Origin of the sequence: Moellerella wisconsensis ATCC 35017, assembly GCF_001294465.1 — a bacterium.
Classification (GTDB): Bacteria; Pseudomonadota; Gammaproteobacteria; order Enterobacterales; family Enterobacteriaceae; genus Moellerella; species Moellerella wisconsensis.
On the sequence record NZ_LGAA01000040.1, the window covers coordinates 1 to 638 of the forward strand.

Annotated in this window: 1 protein-coding gene; it reads left to right on the top strand. The window is 51.1% G+C overall.

The window, feature by feature from the left end:
- A partial coding sequence (locus M992_RS14260) for a DotD/TraH family lipoprotein (RefSeq protein WP_147638192.1) occupies positions 1-478 on the top strand: 478 nt, incomplete at its 5' end.
- Positions 479-638: the final 160 nt, after the last annotated feature.

Here is a 638-nt window from a genome sequence, read left to right on the forward strand (position 1 = left end):
CCTCGCGGCCGTTTCTGTGTTAGCTCTTGCCGGGTGTGCCTCTCAAAGCGAAAAGGAAAAACAAATCTCTGCTCAGCAGCTGGTAGATCAGGAATTGCGTGAGCAAGCCATTAAGATAAAACTCGCACAGGATGAGCTTTACCAGGCTGGAGCCATTATCAGGACCCGTTACAAATTCCCTACCATTATCAATGCAAACAGTCAGTATGTTCGTGTGAGCTGGCAGGGTGATGCTTACGAATTACTGGAGCAACTGGCTAAACAGCGTGGCCTTCAATTCACCAGTCAGGGGATCAAGTTACCGCTTCCACTCAATATCGATGTTGGTGGTTCGAAGGTTACGTTTGAACAGTTGCTGACCCTGATCCGACAACAAACGCAGTACCGTGCCACCATCAACCAGAAACCCGGTGAACTGCAGCTGCTTTACCTCACACCATCGAAGAAAGGTTCATTCCTCAGAGGGAGCCGCCCATGAAACTCAAACTGATCGTGCTTCTGACGTTACCGCTGCTTGCTGCGAACGTTGCACGCGCGGACGACTCCGATGTTAAAGGCCTGGATTACTACATGGACCCGCCAAGCCAAAGTGACGATGGGGCCGATGTTACTGGCAGTATGCTAAACGACGCAGCGCA